A 14,291-nucleotide genomic window follows, 5' to 3' on the forward strand; every position below is an offset into this window, starting at 1 on the left:
GAAGACCAGCGCCGAGACCGGATGCACGATGAGCTCCAGCCAGACCAGGTGGACCGGGAGGTAGAAGATCGGCATGCCCAGCAGGGGACAGAGCAGGGCCAGCCCCACGATGGGGATGTGGAAGGCGATGAGGAAGAGGAAGGAGCGCTGGATATTGCCGAAGATGCGCCGCCCTTCGGCGATGGTGGCCACGATGCCGGCGAAGCTGTCGTTCAAAAGCACCAGATGGGCCGAGGCCCGGGCCACCTCCGTCCCCTGGAGGCCCATGGCGATGCCGATGTCGGCTTTTTTCAGGGCCGGCGCGTCGTTGATGCCGTCCCCTGTCATGGCCACCACCTCGCCCGCCTCTTTCAGGGCCTTCACCAGGGCGAACTTCTGCTCGGGCCGCACCCGGGCGAAGACCACGCCTTCGCGGGCCTTGCGGGCGAATTCCTGCGGCGGCAGGCGGTCCAGCCCGGCGGCGTTGAGCAGTTCCTCGGGCCGGTGGTCGATGCCCGCGGCGTCCACCACCGCGTGGGCGGTGAGCAGGTGGTCCCCGGTGATGATCTTCAGGCGGATGCCCGCCTCCCGGCATTGGGCCGCCGCCGCCGGCACCTCGGGGCGCAAGGGGTCCCGGAAGGCCAGCAGGCCGAAGAGCTTGAGGCCGCGCTCGTCCCGGGCGCGGTCGCCGGTGAAGGGGCCCCCGTCCCGCCCCGCCACCGCCAGCACCCGGGCGCCGTGGGAGGCCAGGCGCTCGTTCTCCCGCTCGGCCGCCCGGCGTTCCTCCGGGGAAATGTCGCAATGCTCCAGGATCCCCTCCAGCGCCCCCTTGGCCGCCAGCCGCCAGGCCTGGGGGTCGGCCGCCTTCCGCCAGACGTGGGACATGTGCTTGCCCACCGGATCGAAGTCGTAGTCGTGGACCAGTTCCCACCGCTCCTGCACCGTCCGCGTCCTGACCCCATGGGACCGGGCATGGATCAGGATGGCCTTCTCCATCGGGTCCGCCGGCGACCTCTCGCAGGCCAGCACCGACGCCTCCAGCACCGCCTCCTCGCTGGCCCAGGGGGTCAGGGGAAGGTGCGATTCCAGTTGGAACTGCCCGGCCGTGAGGGTGCCGGTCTTGTCCACGCAGAGCACGGTGGTGGAGCCCAGGGTCTCGACGCTGGCCAGGCGCTTGAGCAGCACCCCGTGGCGGGAAAGGCGCCAGGCGCCCAGGGAAAGGAAGAGGGTGAAGACCAGGGGGAATTCCTCCGGGATGGCCGCGATGGCCAGGCTGACCCCCGCCAGGAAGGCGGGCCCCCAGGCTTGGCCCCGGGAAAGTTCCAGTCCCACCACCGCCGCCGAGACCAGGAGCGCCACCCCGTAGAGCCGTTTCACCAAGGCGCCCACCTTGCGCTGGAGCGGGGTCTGCTCCATCGGTTCCCCGGCGACCAGTTGGGCGATCTTGCCGAAGCGGGTGTGGGGGCCGGTCTCCCCCACCTCGCCGATGCCTTGCCCGGTCAGCACCGTGGTCCCGGCGAAGAAACGGCTTTCAGGGCCGGGTCCATCGCCGTACGGTCTTTCCGGGTCCTTCCCAGGGACGGGGGCTGTCCTTGGCGTCTTGGCCACAGGTTCCGATTCGCCGGTGAGGGCGCTTTCATCGACCGAGAAATTCGCGCCTTCCCAAAGCACCCCATCGGCCAACACCCGGTCCCCTTCCTTTAATAGGAGGAGGTCGCCCGGGACCACCTCTTCCGAGGGGATGGAGCTTTCGACCCCGTCCCGCAGGACGCGGGCGCGCGGCTCCCAGGCTTGGGACAGTTTCTTGAGGGCCTCCCGGCTACGGGCTTCCAACACCACGTCCACGCCCAGCACGGGAACGAGGGCGGCCAAAAGGATGGACCCGTCGCGCGGCTCCCCCAGCAAGAAATAGACGGCGGCGGCCGCCAGGAGCATGAGGGCCATGGGATCGGCCAGGAGTCGGGCCAGTTCCTTGAGCCGCCCATGGGGGTCCGGCGGGACCGGGAGGTTCGGTCCATAGCGGCGCAATCTTTCGCGGGCTTGGGAATTGGTCAGACCGGTCGGGGGCATGGGGCCTCTTTCAGGGATGCTCCCTTGATCTTAGGCGTTTTTTTACAGGAGTTTTATGACCCGGGTCCAGCATCCGGGACGGATCTAGGGTAGAGTTAAGGTCGATCGGCCATCTTTGGGGGACCCATGCCTGAAGGCTACTTGTATAAGGAAAGAAGGATCTCTCCCCGGACCAAGGTGGAGATCCCCATCCAATTCGGCCTGCTCGAGGATCCCCAGGCCGTCCAGGCCATCCGGGACCAGCACAAGAAGGCCCGCGGGGAAAAGGCCATCGACCTGAGTTTGGGCGGGCTCCAGGTCCTGGCGGCCCAACCCCTGAGGTCGGGGGATATGCTGGAGATGGAGATCTCCCTTCCCGGCCTGCCCATGGCCCTTCCCGCCACCGCCGAAGTGGTGTGGGCCGACGGGAACACGGGCGGGCTCCACTTCCTGCGCATGGACGGGGAGGACGTGCGGGTCCTGAAGGCCTTCCTGAACAAAGCCATGAAGAGCCGGGGCGGGGCCTGATCTTTTTTTGAACTTTGGTTGTTGATATTGATAATCATTATCAATATACTCCCCGCCATTCCAATCGGGGAGGCCTCCCATGAAACGTCGGACCCAAGCCGCGATCCTCTGCCTGGCGCTGTTGGCCGCGCCGGCCCTGGCCAGCGAACGCCATTTCACCTTCAGCTATGAATCGTCGGTCCTGGGCGAGGGCGAGAAGGAACTGGAGACCTATTCGGACTTCAAGTTCGGCCGCGACCTCTATTATTCGGCCCTGGACGAGCGCCTGGAACTGGAGTGGGGCCTGGGCGGGGGCGTGCAGTCCTCCCTTTACCTGAACTTCGAGCAGGAAATGGCCGACGACGGCACCGGCGCCATCGGCACCGAGTTCCTGGCCGACGGCATCTCCAACGAGTGGAAGTTCAAGCTCTCCGACCGCTGGACCGAGGCCCTGGGGTTGGGCCTCTATTTCGAGAACGGCTTCAAACCCGACGAGTACGAACTGGAGACCAAAGTCATCGTCGACAAGCAGATGGGCGACTTCCTCTGGACCTTCAACCTGACGGCCGAGCCCGAGGTGCATTTCATCGACAACACCGTGGGCTTCTCCCTCACCCCCTCGGCCGGCGCCGGGTTCTTCCTGGTCCCCGAGAAGTTCTTCGTCGGGATCGAGGCCCAATACCTCAACGCCTGGGAGGACCTGGACCAGGGCAAGACCGCCTCCATGATTTCCGCCGGGCCCGTGCTGGCCTATACGGGCAAGGGCTGGTGGGCGGCGGTCACCTACCTGCCCCAACTGGCGAACCTGCAGGGGAGCGGCCTGGATTACGGGAACGGCCAGCGCCACCAGGTGCAGGTGGCCTTCTCGCTGGAACTGGGCGGCTCGCCCGAGCGTCCGGCGGCCTCCGCCTCGGTCCCCGCCGAATTCCAGGCCGGGCGATCCCTTTACGAAGCCCGCTGCCAGGAATGCCACAAGCTCCACGACCCGGGCGAGTTCACGCCGGAGTCCTGGGACGCCATCATGACCAAGATGAAGTACAAGGCGAACCTGGAGGGGGACGAGGAAGGTTCGATCCTGGGCTACCTGAAGGCCTTCGCCAAGAAGGGCTGAACTAGGGGGTTCGGGACTTCGGGGTCCACCAGCGCTCCAGGAAAAGGGGCCGGGGCCGCACCTTCGGCCGGTACCGCAGGCCGAAATGGCCGATGGCGCGCTTGCGGATATGGGCGGTGACCTCCCGCGGCGAATCCGAGACCAGGATGCGGTCGATGTCCCCCGGGTCGATGGCCCCTTCCTTCAACATGGATCCCTTGAGCATCCGGAGCAAAGGGCCCCAATAGCCCTTCCCCATGAGGACGATGGGGAAATCCTGGGTCTTGCCGGTCTGGATGAGGGTGGCGATCTCGAAAAATTCGTCGGTGGTCCCGAACCCGCCCGGCATGGCGATGAAGGCGTAGGAATACTTGGCCAGCATCAGCTTGCGCACGAAGAAATAATGGAACTCCAGCCAAAGGTCCAGGTAGGGATTGGGCTTTTGTTCCTTCGGCAGGACGATGTTGCAGCCCACCGACCGCCCCCCCGCCTCCTGGGCCCCCCGGTTGGCCGCTTCCATCAGGCCCGGGCCGCCCCCGGTCATGACGGTGAATCCCAGCTTGGCCATCTCGGCCCCCACGCGCCGGGCCAGGGCGTAATAGCGGTGGCCCTCGTTGAAGCGGGCGGACCCGAAGATGGTCACACAGGGTCCCACGAAGTGGAGCTTGCGGAAGCCCTTGAGGCATTCGAAGAAGACCAGCAAAAGCTGGCGCAGTTCCTCCAGGCGGGACAGGGGCCCGGAGAGGAAGCGGCTCTCCCGGGGCGAGGGAGTGGACTTGCCCCAGAGGGAGCGGGAGGTCGATCGCTTGTTTTTCATGGCTCGCCTTCCTTCCCCGGCCTAGGGTCCCCTAATATACCGCAGGCTTCCCGCCCGGCCGTCGTCGAACCGCATGGGACGGGATCCGGGGGATCCGACCATGGACAAAAGTTTTTGGTACCAGAAATGGGAAAAGAACGAGATCGGCTTTCACGGCGGCGTTCCCAACCCGCTCCTCGTCGGACATTTCGAAAGGCTCTCGCTCCCCAAGGGGGCCCGCGTGTTCCTGCCCCTTTGCGGCAAGAGCCTGGACATCCATTGGCTCCTGGCCCAGGGCTACCGGGTGGCGGGGGCCGAATTGAGCCGCCTAGCCGTCGACCAGTTGTTCCGGGAACTGGGGGTCGCGCCGGAGATATCGGGCGCCGGGGAGCTGGTCCATTACCGCGCGCAGAACATCGACCTCTTCGTCGGGGACATCTTCACCCTGTCCCGGGAAACCTTGGGACCCGTGGACGCGGTCTACGACCGGGCGGCCCTGGTCGCGCTCCCGGGCGAAATGCGCTCCCGCTACACCGGCCACTTGATGGGGATCACCGGCAAGGCCCCGCAACTGCTCATCTGCTACGCCTACGACCAGGCCCTGGCCGCCGGCCCTCCCTTCTCGGTCAGCGACGAGGAGGTCCTCCGGCATTACCAGGATGTCTATGAGCCCCTGCTCGTTACCAGCCTGGAGGTCCCCGGCGGATTGCGGGGGCAATTCCCCGCCCGGGAGAATGTTTGGCTGTTGAAGAAGCCCTAAGGGCGGGCGGATGCGCGTCTTCTTTTTGAGGCCCCGCTACCTTGACCTGCCGGATTTCTGGAACTGAGGATTAAGGTGATTTTCAGTCGAGGCCATAAAATCGGGATAATGGGGACGATCCTTTAAAGGTCCCGGTCAGTGGATGCGCCAAATGACTTGGTTGAGCGAATCGGCGACGTAGATGTCGCCGGACGGGCCGATCGCGATCCCTCCCAGCATGGTCGGCTCTTTGGAGTCCGGATTCTTCTTTTGCCCTTCCGCCGACAGGATAGGCCCCTCGTAGGTGGACAACACACCTTCCGGCGTGATCTTCTGGATGATGGCGCTCAACTGGCAGGAAACATAGAAATTACCCTTCTTGTCCATCGCCAAGCCCTGGGCATACTTTATCGCATCCCCCCCCTGGAACAGGGTGGTCACTTTTCCCGAGGTATTCAACTTCCGCAGGGAATTATTGCCACCGTCGACAAAATAAAGGTTCCCTTCCGCGTCTGTCGTCATGGCCTCGATTTGGCTGATGGAGGCATCCGTTCCGGTACCATCTTCGGCATTAGGCTTTCCCGAACCCACCAGGACAACGGCGTCCCCTAACGCAGAGACCCGTCGAATGACCTCGGAGACATTGTCTGCGACGAAAAGTCCTCCCTTCCCGTCCGATGTCAGCGGGCCGGTCATAGTGACACCAACGGCATTCCCATAGGCATCGGGCCAGGAGACCGTACCGGAACCCGGAAAATTCGAGACTGTCCCGTCGGGAGCGACCTTGCGGATCCTGCCATCGGAGACGTCCCGGACGAAAAGATTCCCGTAAGGGTCCAGGCTTAGGCATCCAGGACCATTGAAGCGGGCTTTTGCCCCTCTTCCATTGGTCTTTCCTTGGGCCAGGGCCTTCCCCGCCAAAGTAGACACGGTCCCATCGGGATCGATCTTTCGAATCAACTGATTGGCATAATCCGCCACATAGACGTCCCCCTGGGGGTCCACCACCACATTGGAAGGAAAATTGAATGTCGCTTGAGCCGCCTTTCCGTCCTTGGAACCGGCCACGCCCAACTGGCCCGCGAAAAGGGTCAATTCCGCCGCGTGTACCTGTCCTGCTCCAACCGCCATCACCGTCAGGAAAAAAACATGGGATGCTATCTTCGCGATCGAACGATCCATTCAATGCCTCCTAGCAATAAAAATTCAATGTCCAAGAATCTCCAAAATAACCTACACCGGAAACATCACAAGAGAATCCCATAATTTATATATAACGTTTCGTTTTCGCGCTGCTTTCGGGGGCCTATCCGAAACCATTGTCCACGACGGCTCCTCAGATTGGACGACCTATCATTTGCCCTGAGTAAGCGAAGCACATCGAAGGGTCCCCGTCGTGGACAGCCTCAGCCTTTGCCTTTTTGTTCTTCTTCAAGGTAATCCATCAGCTTCTTTCTCGTTGGATCGTTATAACTCAATTTAAAATCACTGGTGTCTTCCGGCCAATTATCGTCGTAGGTGTACCCTTCCAACATGTCGAGGTATCCCGTTTGATCCAAAAACAGAACAAAACCGGCTCCATGTTTGACGCCTTTAATTTCGCCATTCACGTCACCAAATATTAACCGTCCATTGGGAGATGGCACATGCGGAACCGTTTCAGGCACTCTGAAATAGGTGAAGAAACCCACTCCGGAAAATTGCCGGGATGAAATGGTGGCGTTCTCCAGTTGTTTTCTTAAAGCTGTAAGGATGGGATGCTCACCAGCTAAAAGCCGATCCATCACCGCTTGTTCCAAAGGGGTCAACGAGGGATTAAGGGGGTCCTCATGCTTTAAACCCGAACTTGGCATTATTGCCTCCCCATCATGTTACCTGTCCAATGCGGGACCCCGTCGTGGACAAACTTAGATAAGTTTTAATCCGCGCGCGATCCGTTTAACTCGCCATCGTAAAAACGGATTTAACGCCTTTAGATTATCCAGGACATACTGATCTGCCGCCTTGTCAAAACCACCGTTCTCTTTGTCAATTAGACCGTAAAATTCATCATCCGCCCCCTTGGCACCCGACTTTTTTTCCTTTGTCGACGCAATGAGGATTGAAGTTTTTTTCATGCCAATGGTCTCATAACCCTTAATGGCGTCATGAACAACCACCCCTGTTGGGTTACTATAAAATTGACCAAATCCTCCGTTTTTTACTTCCGCTTCCAACCAACGGGCAGCAAAAAGGTTTCGTTCAATTTCACTCACTTTGTCGGCCTGCTCCCTATATACCTTCGCGCCTTTATAAATGCTTACTCTTTTCCAAGTGGATTCAATCACTATCTCACGAATATATCCGGGCTTTGGTTTTCCAAATTTAAATTTTAACCACTGCTTGAATTGCCAAAATGTCACTTTTTAAATACCTCCCCGTCGTGGACAAGCCTTACCCTTTTCTCGATCCCCCAGGGCGGCACTCAAATTCCCACTTCACGGGCAGATCTTTTCGGCCCGGACCTTCCCCTAGGGCATTACTTCATCATTTTACCCAGTCGCTGAAGGTCGATCGGACGGGCGCGAACAAGCAGTCGAACGCCTTCTTCGGTAAAGCTCTCCTTCAAGATCTTCATATTCGGACGCATTTCACTCATGACCCCTTGGGCCTTATAGGGAACGAGGATCTCCTTTTCGATCATGTCCTTCTCGAAAAATTGGACGATGCGTTCACTGACGACCCGCATGTCCTCGGGACTACGGGTCGAGGTCAGAACGGCGTTCGGATACTCCGCCCCGAGGACCTGCTTCTGCCATTCGCTCAACCGGTCGGCCTTATTGAGGATAAGAAGATGCGGGATCGTGTCGGCGCCGATATCGCCCAAGACTTCCCGGACCACCGCCAGTTGGGAACGGAAGTTGCGGTCGGCGGCATCCACCACGTAGAGCAACAGGGAGGCGCCGCGGGCTTCCTCCAGCGTGGAGCGGAAGGACGCCACCAGATCGTGCGGAAGCTTGTGGATGAACCCGACCGTATCGGTGATCAGGATCCTCGGCTGGGTCTCCGGTTGCAAGGCGCGCACCGTCGTATCCAGGGTCGCGAAGAGCTTGTCCTCCACCAGGACCTCGCTGCCGGTCAACGCCCGCATGAGGGAGGATTTCCCAGCATTCGTGTAGCCCACCAGCGCGACGCCGAGCAGTTCGGCGCGTTTCATCCGGCGATGCTCTTCTTCCCTTTGGACCGCTTCCAACTCCTGCCTAAGCTCGGCCAGCCGGTCGCGGACCTTTCTCTTTTCCGTCTCGATGACGGTCTCCCCGGTCCCTTTGCCGGACTGGTGACCCTTTCCCACCCCCGTATCCCGGAGACGGGGCGCCTGATAGGTTTGGCGCGCGATATCGACCTGGAGCCGGGCCGCCCGGGTCTTCGCGTGCCGGTTGAAGATCTCGATGATCACCCCGGTCCGGTCGAGCACCGGAACCCCCACGGCCGTTTCGACGTTGCGGATCTGGGACGGGCTCAGTTCACAGTCAAAAATGACGACGGTCGCCGGTCCTTCAGGAGTTACGGCCGGGACTGGCGCCTGTTGAGTCCCTGAAAGGGGCGAGATCCCCGAACGAGGGGTTTGGGGCGCATCCGGGTCCCCCTGGACCCTATCCCGGGAACCCTTTCCTGCGGTGAGTTGGGCGATCTCCATCAATTTTCCCTCGCCCACCACAGCGATCCCTTTGGTGCTGGGTTGCCGCTGGGACATGGTCCCGGCCACCTCGTAACCCAAGGTCGTCACCAGCCGTTCGAGCTCGGTCATCGATTCCGTCGCTTCGGCATCGGTCATTTTGGGCGTTCGGACGGAGAACAGGAGCGCTCTCGGATGCGTGTTTGTCTGCGTGGATTCCATTGCCAGCCTCGATCGAATTCTATGAACTTTTTATTGGCTCGGCTTATCCGGTCGGCAAAGTTAGCTTACCGTTATTAAAGATCGAGGCCCAGCCCTGAGCCCGTCGGAAGAGTCCCCCTCTCGCGGACATCCAAAACCCATTTCATTTAGGGGCCGACTTACTGAACTTGAGCACAAGATATTGGATCAACGCCCAAACGACCAAAATCCAACCAATGAAAATAATACTTAGAATGATCCCCGCAAACCCACAGATCCAGAATGGAACCTTCACGATTTTTTTCTGGAAATGGCCCATCCAATATTGAAGAAGGTATTGGAAAGCCTTGCCGACTATAAAAAATCCGGATCCCAAAATTAGCAACAACTCAACTGACCGACCCATAAAGACCTCCCATCCGTTTTCTTGATCAGCCTTCGATTTTATTTCGAACTAAAACCCCGCACCGTCCAATGAACATGTGCCCGGGCACCAATTTCCCATAGCCGCCGTTTCAAGGACCAAAATTCCGGAAAAGAGTTGTTAGTATTTTACCCTGGAGGAACGGCGCACGACCAATTGGGTTGGCACGAGTATTTGGCGGGTTTTCCAACCGGTGGGGTTCTCGATCTTCTCGATGAGCAACCGGGCCGCCTGGGTGCTGGTTTCCCGATAGTCCTGTTTGTTGGTGGTGAGGGAATAGGGAGGGACCGAGGCTTGTGGGATATCGTCAAAGCCGACCAGCGCGATATCTTTTCCTACCTTCATGCCTTTTTCCACGATGCTGTCCCAGGCGCCCAGGGCCATGAGATCGTTCGAGGCAAAAACCGCGGTGGGCCTGTCCTTGAGGGCTAACAGCTTATTCATCGCTTTCGCGCCGGAACCCTTGCTGAAATCCCCCCCGACGATGTAAGGATCCGGCACCGAAAGCCCATGCCGTTCCATCGCTTGTTTAAATTCCCTTAAACGGTCCGCCGCGTCGGCTGAAATTTTTACTTCTCCTGTGATGCAGGCGATCTTTTGATGCCCCTTCTTGACCAGGTGATCCACCACTTCAACCACCGCTTTCGCGTTGTCGCAATCCACGAAATCCACGGAAGGATCGTTGGCCCTGCATCCGATCAAGACCAAGGGAACCCGGAAGTCCTTGAGCTGGTTCACCTCCTCTTCCTTGAGGTAGGGGGAAACCATCAAAACTCCGTCGACCGTGTTGCGGGAGACGCGTTTTTCGACTTCCTGCAGGTCGAAAACACCCGAGATGGTATTGATCAAAAGGCCGTACTGTTTTTCCTGTACGACATCGTTAATGCCGTTCAAAAGCCCGAGGTACCATTCATTTTCCAGGTTGATCTTGATGCTCGACCAGGAAAAACAAACTTCGATCAGGTTGAACTGCTTTCCCACCAAGCCCCGGGCGAAGGGGTCGGTCTTGAAATCCAGGTCCGCGATGGCTTTTAACACCTTTTGGCGTGTTAAATCCGTCAGGTTGGATCTATTGTTCAAGGTGCGGGAGACGGTCGAAATGGAGACGCCCGCCCTGGCGGCGACATCATAAATGGTTGATTTGGGGTTCTTTTTACTTTTCAATTATTTCGCCGGTTCTTGGTCGGTCCATCGCCTATTATCCCGAATTTCACGGACGTCCTCTCCCTGCAACATCGCCGGTCAATTGGCTTCTCATTATACGTCCCCCCCTTGGCGGTGGACGCCTCCCTCCAAATGGATCGTTCCTTCCGGGTCCCCCGTGGACGCCTTTCGAATGGGCATCCACTTGAAGTCGAGCCCCGCTTTTACGGGGCACACTTCAGGGGCACCCCGCCGTGGACAGCTAAAAGCCCGATCAAAGCCCCAATTTTTTAAGAAGTCGAGCCGTTGTATACCATTCAATGCCGGTCCCCGAAAAATCACCATCGTTCGACCAAATAGGTATTTTTCGCTCAAGGGATAAAGCCAACAGATCGATATCGTCCGGGTCTCTTTTGCCGATCTTCCTCCGGGCGATGGCCATTGAGCCGTGATATTCCTTGGGCTCATACTCCCGGACAGCCAATAGTTGAAATTGGCTTTCCAAGAGCTCAACGGCTATTCCATATTTCCCGGCCATTACGGGGAGGTATTCCCGAACTTCTTTGATATTCAAGGACGTGGTCACGACTTCAAGGTGGGAATGTGTGAAAACTTTGAGGGCGGCCCTTCCGGTTGCGGCGGAAAGAAGGACATTAGCGTCCGCGGCGATTTGTCCGGCGGCGTTTTCTCCATGTTTCAAAGTCATGTGTTACCGTCCGCTCAGTGACGCCTGATTTTTTGAGGTGATTGGAAATGGCCGAACCCAGGTTCGATAAAAGTTCCCTGCGCAATTCCAGGGGGAGCTCCTGGGACTTGGACATCGGGACCAAAAGACTGGCCACCTTCCCGTGTTTGGTCACAAACACGAGGTCGCCGCCGCTCAGGAATTCCGGCGCGTGATCCCTAAATTCCCTTACTCCCGCGACTCGCATAAATCCACCTTCGTTACGGCTCGTAATGACCTTCGACACCCCTCATCCTATGGGAGTTCTCATTATTATGTCAATAATTGTGTACACAATTCCGGTTTGCCTTGTCCGCCCAGGACCCCCGTCGCGGACGACCGGTCCCACGCCCCCTAAACGAACCGTTCCCATTCGGTGCGGGTGTTGAAACCCGCCAGGCACCAGAGGGAAGGGTCGAATTTCCGCAGTTCCCCGGGCAGGACCGGGTTCACCCGCAGGGGACCTTCGTTGATCAGGTCCTGGAAGCCCCGATAGGCGCCGGGTTCGAGTTTGCGCAGGGCCTGGTAGCTCCAGATGGAGCAGAGCGGTTCCCAACGGCCCTCATAGCGCGGGACCACCGCGTCCGGGCATCCCTCGGATCTCCAAAGGTGGAAGAGGCCCTCCACCGCTTCCCTTTTGAGGAAGGGCATGTCCACCCCGGTGAGGAAGAGGACCTGTTCCTTGGCCGAGGTCAGGGCCGCGTGGAGGCCCGCCAGGGGACCTTCCTGCTCCCATTGGTCGGTCACGATCCGGAATTCGACGGCCGCGTCGGGCGGCACCTGGTCGGCCTGGCGGCAGACCGCGAAGGCGTCGGCGGAGAACTGGGAGGCTTCCCGCAAAAGATGGGCGGCCAGGCTGGCGCCCCGGAAGGGCAGGAAGGCCTTGGGCGAACCGAAACGGGTGCTCTTCCCGCCCATGAGGACGGCGACGGAAAGGGGCAATAAGGGGGTTTTCGTTTGGCTGGACAGGTCAGGGCCTCGGGCTTTTCAAAGATGATGCCGGTGTCCTGGAACGCAGTTGTCCTCGACCCAGGTCCGGGTCCCATCCGCATAGGTCTCCTTCTTCCAGATGGGAGCCCTTAGTTTGACCTCATCCATGGCCCAGGCGCAAGCCTCGAAGGCCTCCTTCCGGTGGACCGAAGAGGCTCCCACCCAGACCGCCGCCTCGCCCAAGGGCACCACCCCCACCCGGTGGGCGATCCAAAGGTCGTGAAGGGGCCATCGTTCCAGGGCTTCCCGCCGGATAAGTCCCAGTTCCTTCAGGGCCATGGGTCCGTAACATTCATAGCGCAGTTCGGCCACCTGTTTGCCGTCGTGGTGGTCGCGCACCCGTCCCTCGAAGGCGACCACCGCCCCGCAGGTCACGTCGGCGATCTTGGCTTGCCGCTCGGTGGTTTTTAACGGTTCCTGGGTTATCTCTATCATGCCGATGCCTTCAAGGTTTTTCTCCGTGCGCTCCGTGTCTCCGTGGTGGATCCCTTCTATCCCCCCGCCACCGGCGGGATGAGCGCCACCTCATCCCCCTCGCGGAGGGCTTGGGTCTCGGACACGTAATCCTGGTTCACCGCGTATCGGAGGGATTTCGGCGGAATGACCATCTCGGCCCCGAACACGCGGCCCGGCACCTCCCGGACGGTCACGCCCGGTTCCAGTTCCAGGTCCATCTCGCCCCGACCGGCCCTTTCCCGGAGCCCCGCGAATAGGAGGACCTTGACCCTCATATTTTCGTCCCAGGGAACGGGTGGAAGTTCAGGCGGGTTCCCACGGGTAAAACTTTTTTTCCCGGCGGGACTTCCAGAAGCCCATCCCCCAAGGCCATCATCTCCAACAAATGGGAACCTTGGCCGCCCAGGACCCGGGCCCTTCCCTTTCCATCCAGCTTCGATTTCACGAAATGGGTCTTCCGGCCCAAGGGCTTATAGGGATGCCGAAGGGCCGCCGCGACCGGGCGCGGGGCGGGGCGACACTGGAGCCTCATCAAGAGGGGGAGCACATAGAGCAGGAAACAGGAATAGACCGCCGCCGGATTGCCCGGAAGCCCGAAGACATGCTTCTTCCCCTGGCGTCCGTAATAGAGCGGCCCACCCGGCTTTTGCGCCACCCGCCAGAAGACCTGCCGAACGCCCGCCTGGCGCAGGGCTTCCCGGGTCGGGTCATGGTCCCCCACCGAGACCCCGCCCGTCACGATCAACAGATCGCTGTCCCGCAGGGCCGCCACCGCCTCCAACGCCAGGCGATGGGGCCGGTCGCCCACCCACTCGACCGGGGCTTCGAGCCCCTCTTCACGGAGGGCGGCCTGGAGCATCGATCCATTGGACTCGAAGACACCCGCGTCGCCCGGCCTGTCCCCCGGCGCCACCAGTTCGTCGCCCGTGACCAGCACCGACACCCGGGGAGGTCGGATGACCCCCACTCGAGGCACTCCCAGGGAAGCCAGGAATCCCAGGGTCCGCGCGGAGAGCGGGCCGGCGGGCAGGGTCAAGCGGCGGCCCTTTCGCACACCTTCACCCCGGTAGCGGATGTGCCCCCCCTTCTCGGGGCGCTCCATATATAGAAGGTTCCTCTCGACCCGGACCTTTTCCTTGGGGACCACGCTGTCGGCCCCCGGGGGAATGGGTGCCCCGGTCATGATGCGCAGCGCATGGCCTTTCCCGACCCCTTTTCCGGCGGTGTCCCCCGCCGACCTTTCCCCGGTGATGCGCAGGGGCCTTCCCGCCCCGCAGTCCCGGAAGCGGAAAGCGAACCCGTCCATGGCGGAGACGTCCCGCAGGGGATAGTCGTAAGGGGCCTTGAGCTTCTCCCGCGCTTCCCGGCCCAAGGCCTGGGCCAACGGGACCCGTTCCGTTCCCAAAGGCTTCACGCCTTGTAGGATCTTTTGGAGCGCTTCTTTAGGATTCATTCTTGATCCCTTTTTCCGTCATCGCGAGGAGTGCCCCGCGAATAGCGGGGCGATCACGACGCGGCGACCCCAGTTCAGATAAGCC

15 protein-coding genes are annotated in these 14,291 nt (G+C 60.4%); 3 read left to right on the forward strand and 12 right to left on the reverse strand.

Annotation, left to right across the window (positions count from 1 at the left end):
• On the reverse strand, positions 1–2,049 hold a 2,049-nt coding region (locus tag VHE12_11565), incomplete at its 3' end, for an HAD-IC family P-type ATPase (protein HVZ81414.1).
• A gap of 126 nt (positions 2,050–2,175) precedes the next feature.
• On the opposite strand from VHE12_11565, the gene VHE12_11570 reads away from it, so the two are divergent.
• Positions 2,176–2,556, forward strand: a complete 381-nt coding sequence (locus VHE12_11570) for a PilZ domain-containing protein (protein ID HVZ81415.1) — start codon at positions 2,176–2,178, stop codon at positions 2,554–2,556.
• A gap of 79 nt (positions 2,557–2,635) precedes the next feature.
• Positions 2,636–3,646, forward strand: coding sequence for a hypothetical protein (locus VHE12_11575; GenBank protein HVZ81416.1), 1,011 nt, complete (start codon positions 2,636–2,638; stop codon positions 3,644–3,646).
• Between the two features lies 1 nt (position 3,647).
• Here VHE12_11575 and VHE12_11580 read toward each other — a convergent pair whose 3' ends face one another.
• Positions 3,648–4,442, reverse strand: coding sequence for a TIGR00730 family Rossman fold protein (locus VHE12_11580; GenBank protein HVZ81417.1), 795 nt, complete (start codon positions 4,440–4,442; stop codon positions 3,648–3,650).
• A gap of 100 nt (positions 4,443–4,542) precedes the next feature.
• On the opposite strand from VHE12_11580, the gene tmpT reads away from it, so the two are divergent.
• Positions 4,543–5,181, forward strand: a complete 639-nt coding sequence (tmpT, locus tag VHE12_11585; protein HVZ81418.1) for a thiopurine S-methyltransferase — start codon at positions 4,543–4,545, stop codon at positions 5,179–5,181.
• A 135-nt stretch (positions 5,182–5,316) separates the two neighbouring features.
• On the opposite strand, the gene VHE12_11590 is transcribed toward tmpT, so the two are convergent.
• The 10 genes from VHE12_11590 to VHE12_11635 form a co-directional block, all read right to left on the reverse strand.
• The gene (locus VHE12_11590) at positions 5,317–6,342 is read right to left on the reverse strand and encodes a hypothetical protein (GenBank protein HVZ81419.1); all 1,026 of its coding nucleotides are present in this window, start codon (positions 6,340–6,342) and stop codon (positions 5,317–5,319) included.
• A 224-nt stretch (positions 6,343–6,566) separates the two neighbouring features.
• Positions 6,567–7,013: a hypothetical protein gene (locus VHE12_11595; GenBank protein ID HVZ81420.1), complete on the reverse strand. Its 447-nt coding sequence runs from the start codon at positions 7,011–7,013 to the stop codon at positions 6,567–6,569.
• Positions 7,014–7,067: 54 nt separating this feature from the next.
• Positions 7,068–7,562, reverse strand: a complete 495-nt coding sequence (locus VHE12_11600) for a DUF4375 domain-containing protein (protein ID HVZ81421.1) — start codon at positions 7,560–7,562, stop codon at positions 7,068–7,070.
• Between the two features lie 116 nt (positions 7,563–7,678).
• On the reverse strand, positions 7,679–9,037 hold the full coding sequence (gene hflX / locus VHE12_11605) for a GTPase HflX (protein ID HVZ81422.1): 1,359 nt from the start codon (positions 9,035–9,037) through the stop codon (positions 7,679–7,681).
• A gap of 523 nt (positions 9,038–9,560) precedes the next feature.
• On the reverse strand, positions 9,561–10,604 hold the full coding sequence (locus VHE12_11610) for a LacI family DNA-binding transcriptional regulator (protein ID HVZ81423.1): 1,044 nt from the start codon (positions 10,602–10,604) through the stop codon (positions 9,561–9,563).
• 253 nt (positions 10,605–10,857) lie between these two features.
• Positions 10,858–11,289 carry a PIN domain-containing protein gene (locus VHE12_11615; protein HVZ81424.1) on the reverse strand — a complete coding sequence of 144 codons (432 nt, stop codon included), beginning with the start codon at positions 11,287–11,289 and terminating at the stop codon, positions 10,858–10,860.
• A gap of 372 nt (positions 11,290–11,661) precedes the next feature.
• Positions 11,662–12,249, reverse strand: a complete 588-nt coding sequence (locus VHE12_11620; GenBank protein HVZ81425.1) for a molybdenum cofactor guanylyltransferase — start codon at positions 12,247–12,249, stop codon at positions 11,662–11,664.
• A gap of 45 nt (positions 12,250–12,294) precedes the next feature.
• Positions 12,295–12,732: a molybdenum cofactor biosynthesis protein MoaE gene (locus VHE12_11625; GenBank protein ID HVZ81426.1), complete on the reverse strand. Its 438-nt coding sequence runs from the start codon at positions 12,730–12,732 to the stop codon at positions 12,295–12,297.
• Positions 12,733–12,788: 56 nt separating this feature from the next.
• Positions 12,789–13,028, reverse strand: a complete 240-nt coding sequence (locus tag VHE12_11630; protein HVZ81427.1) for a MoaD/ThiS family protein — start codon at positions 13,026–13,028, stop codon at positions 12,789–12,791.
• Positions 13,025–14,206, reverse strand: a complete 1,182-nt coding sequence (locus VHE12_11635; GenBank protein HVZ81428.1) for a molybdopterin molybdotransferase MoeA — start codon at positions 14,204–14,206, stop codon at positions 13,025–13,027. Before VHE12_11635 ends, VHE12_11630 begins: the two co-directional genes overlap by 4 nt.
• Between the last annotated feature and the right edge of the window lie 85 nt (positions 14,207–14,291).

The sequence above is a fragment of the bacterium genome, from assembly GCA_035549195.1.
Classification (GTDB): domain Bacteria; phylum Oederibacteriota; class Muellerivitia; order Muellerivitales; family Muellerivitaceae; genus DASZRK01.

Coding starts and splice junctions, on each gene's coding strand:
- hflX (HVZ81422.1), bottom strand. CDS start 9,037: ATGGAATCCACGCAGACAAACACGCATCCGAGAGCGCTCCTGTTCTCC.
- tmpT (HVZ81418.1), top strand. CDS start 4,543: ATGGACAAAAGTTTTTGGTACCAGAAATGGGAAAAGAACGAGATCGGC.
- VHE12_11570 (HVZ81415.1), top strand. CDS start 2,176: ATGCCTGAAGGCTACTTGTATAAGGAAAGAAGGATCTCTCCCCGGACC.
- VHE12_11630 (HVZ81427.1), bottom strand. CDS start 13,028: ATGAGGGTCAAGGTCCTCCTATTCGCGGGGCTCCGGGAAAGGGCCGGT.
- VHE12_11615 (HVZ81424.1), bottom strand. CDS start 11,289: ATGACTTTGAAACATGGAGAAAACGCCGCCGGACAAATCGCCGCGGAC.
- VHE12_11590 (HVZ81419.1), bottom strand. CDS start 6,342: ATGGATCGTTCGATCGCGAAGATAGCATCCCATGTTTTTTTCCTGACG.
- VHE12_11625 (HVZ81426.1), bottom strand. CDS start 12,732: ATGATAGAGATAACCCAGGAACCGTTAAAAACCACCGAGCGGCAAGCC.
- VHE12_11635 (HVZ81428.1), bottom strand. CDS start 14,206: ATGAATCCTAAAGAAGCGCTCCAAAAGATCCTACAAGGCGTGAAGCCT.
- VHE12_11575 (HVZ81416.1), top strand. CDS start 2,636: ATGAAACGTCGGACCCAAGCCGCGATCCTCTGCCTGGCGCTGTTGGCC.
- VHE12_11595 (HVZ81420.1), bottom strand. CDS start 7,013: ATGCCAAGTTCGGGTTTAAAGCATGAGGACCCCCTTAATCCCTCGTTG.
- VHE12_11580 (HVZ81417.1), bottom strand. CDS start 4,442: ATGAAAAACAAGCGATCGACCTCCCGCTCCCTCTGGGGCAAGTCCACT.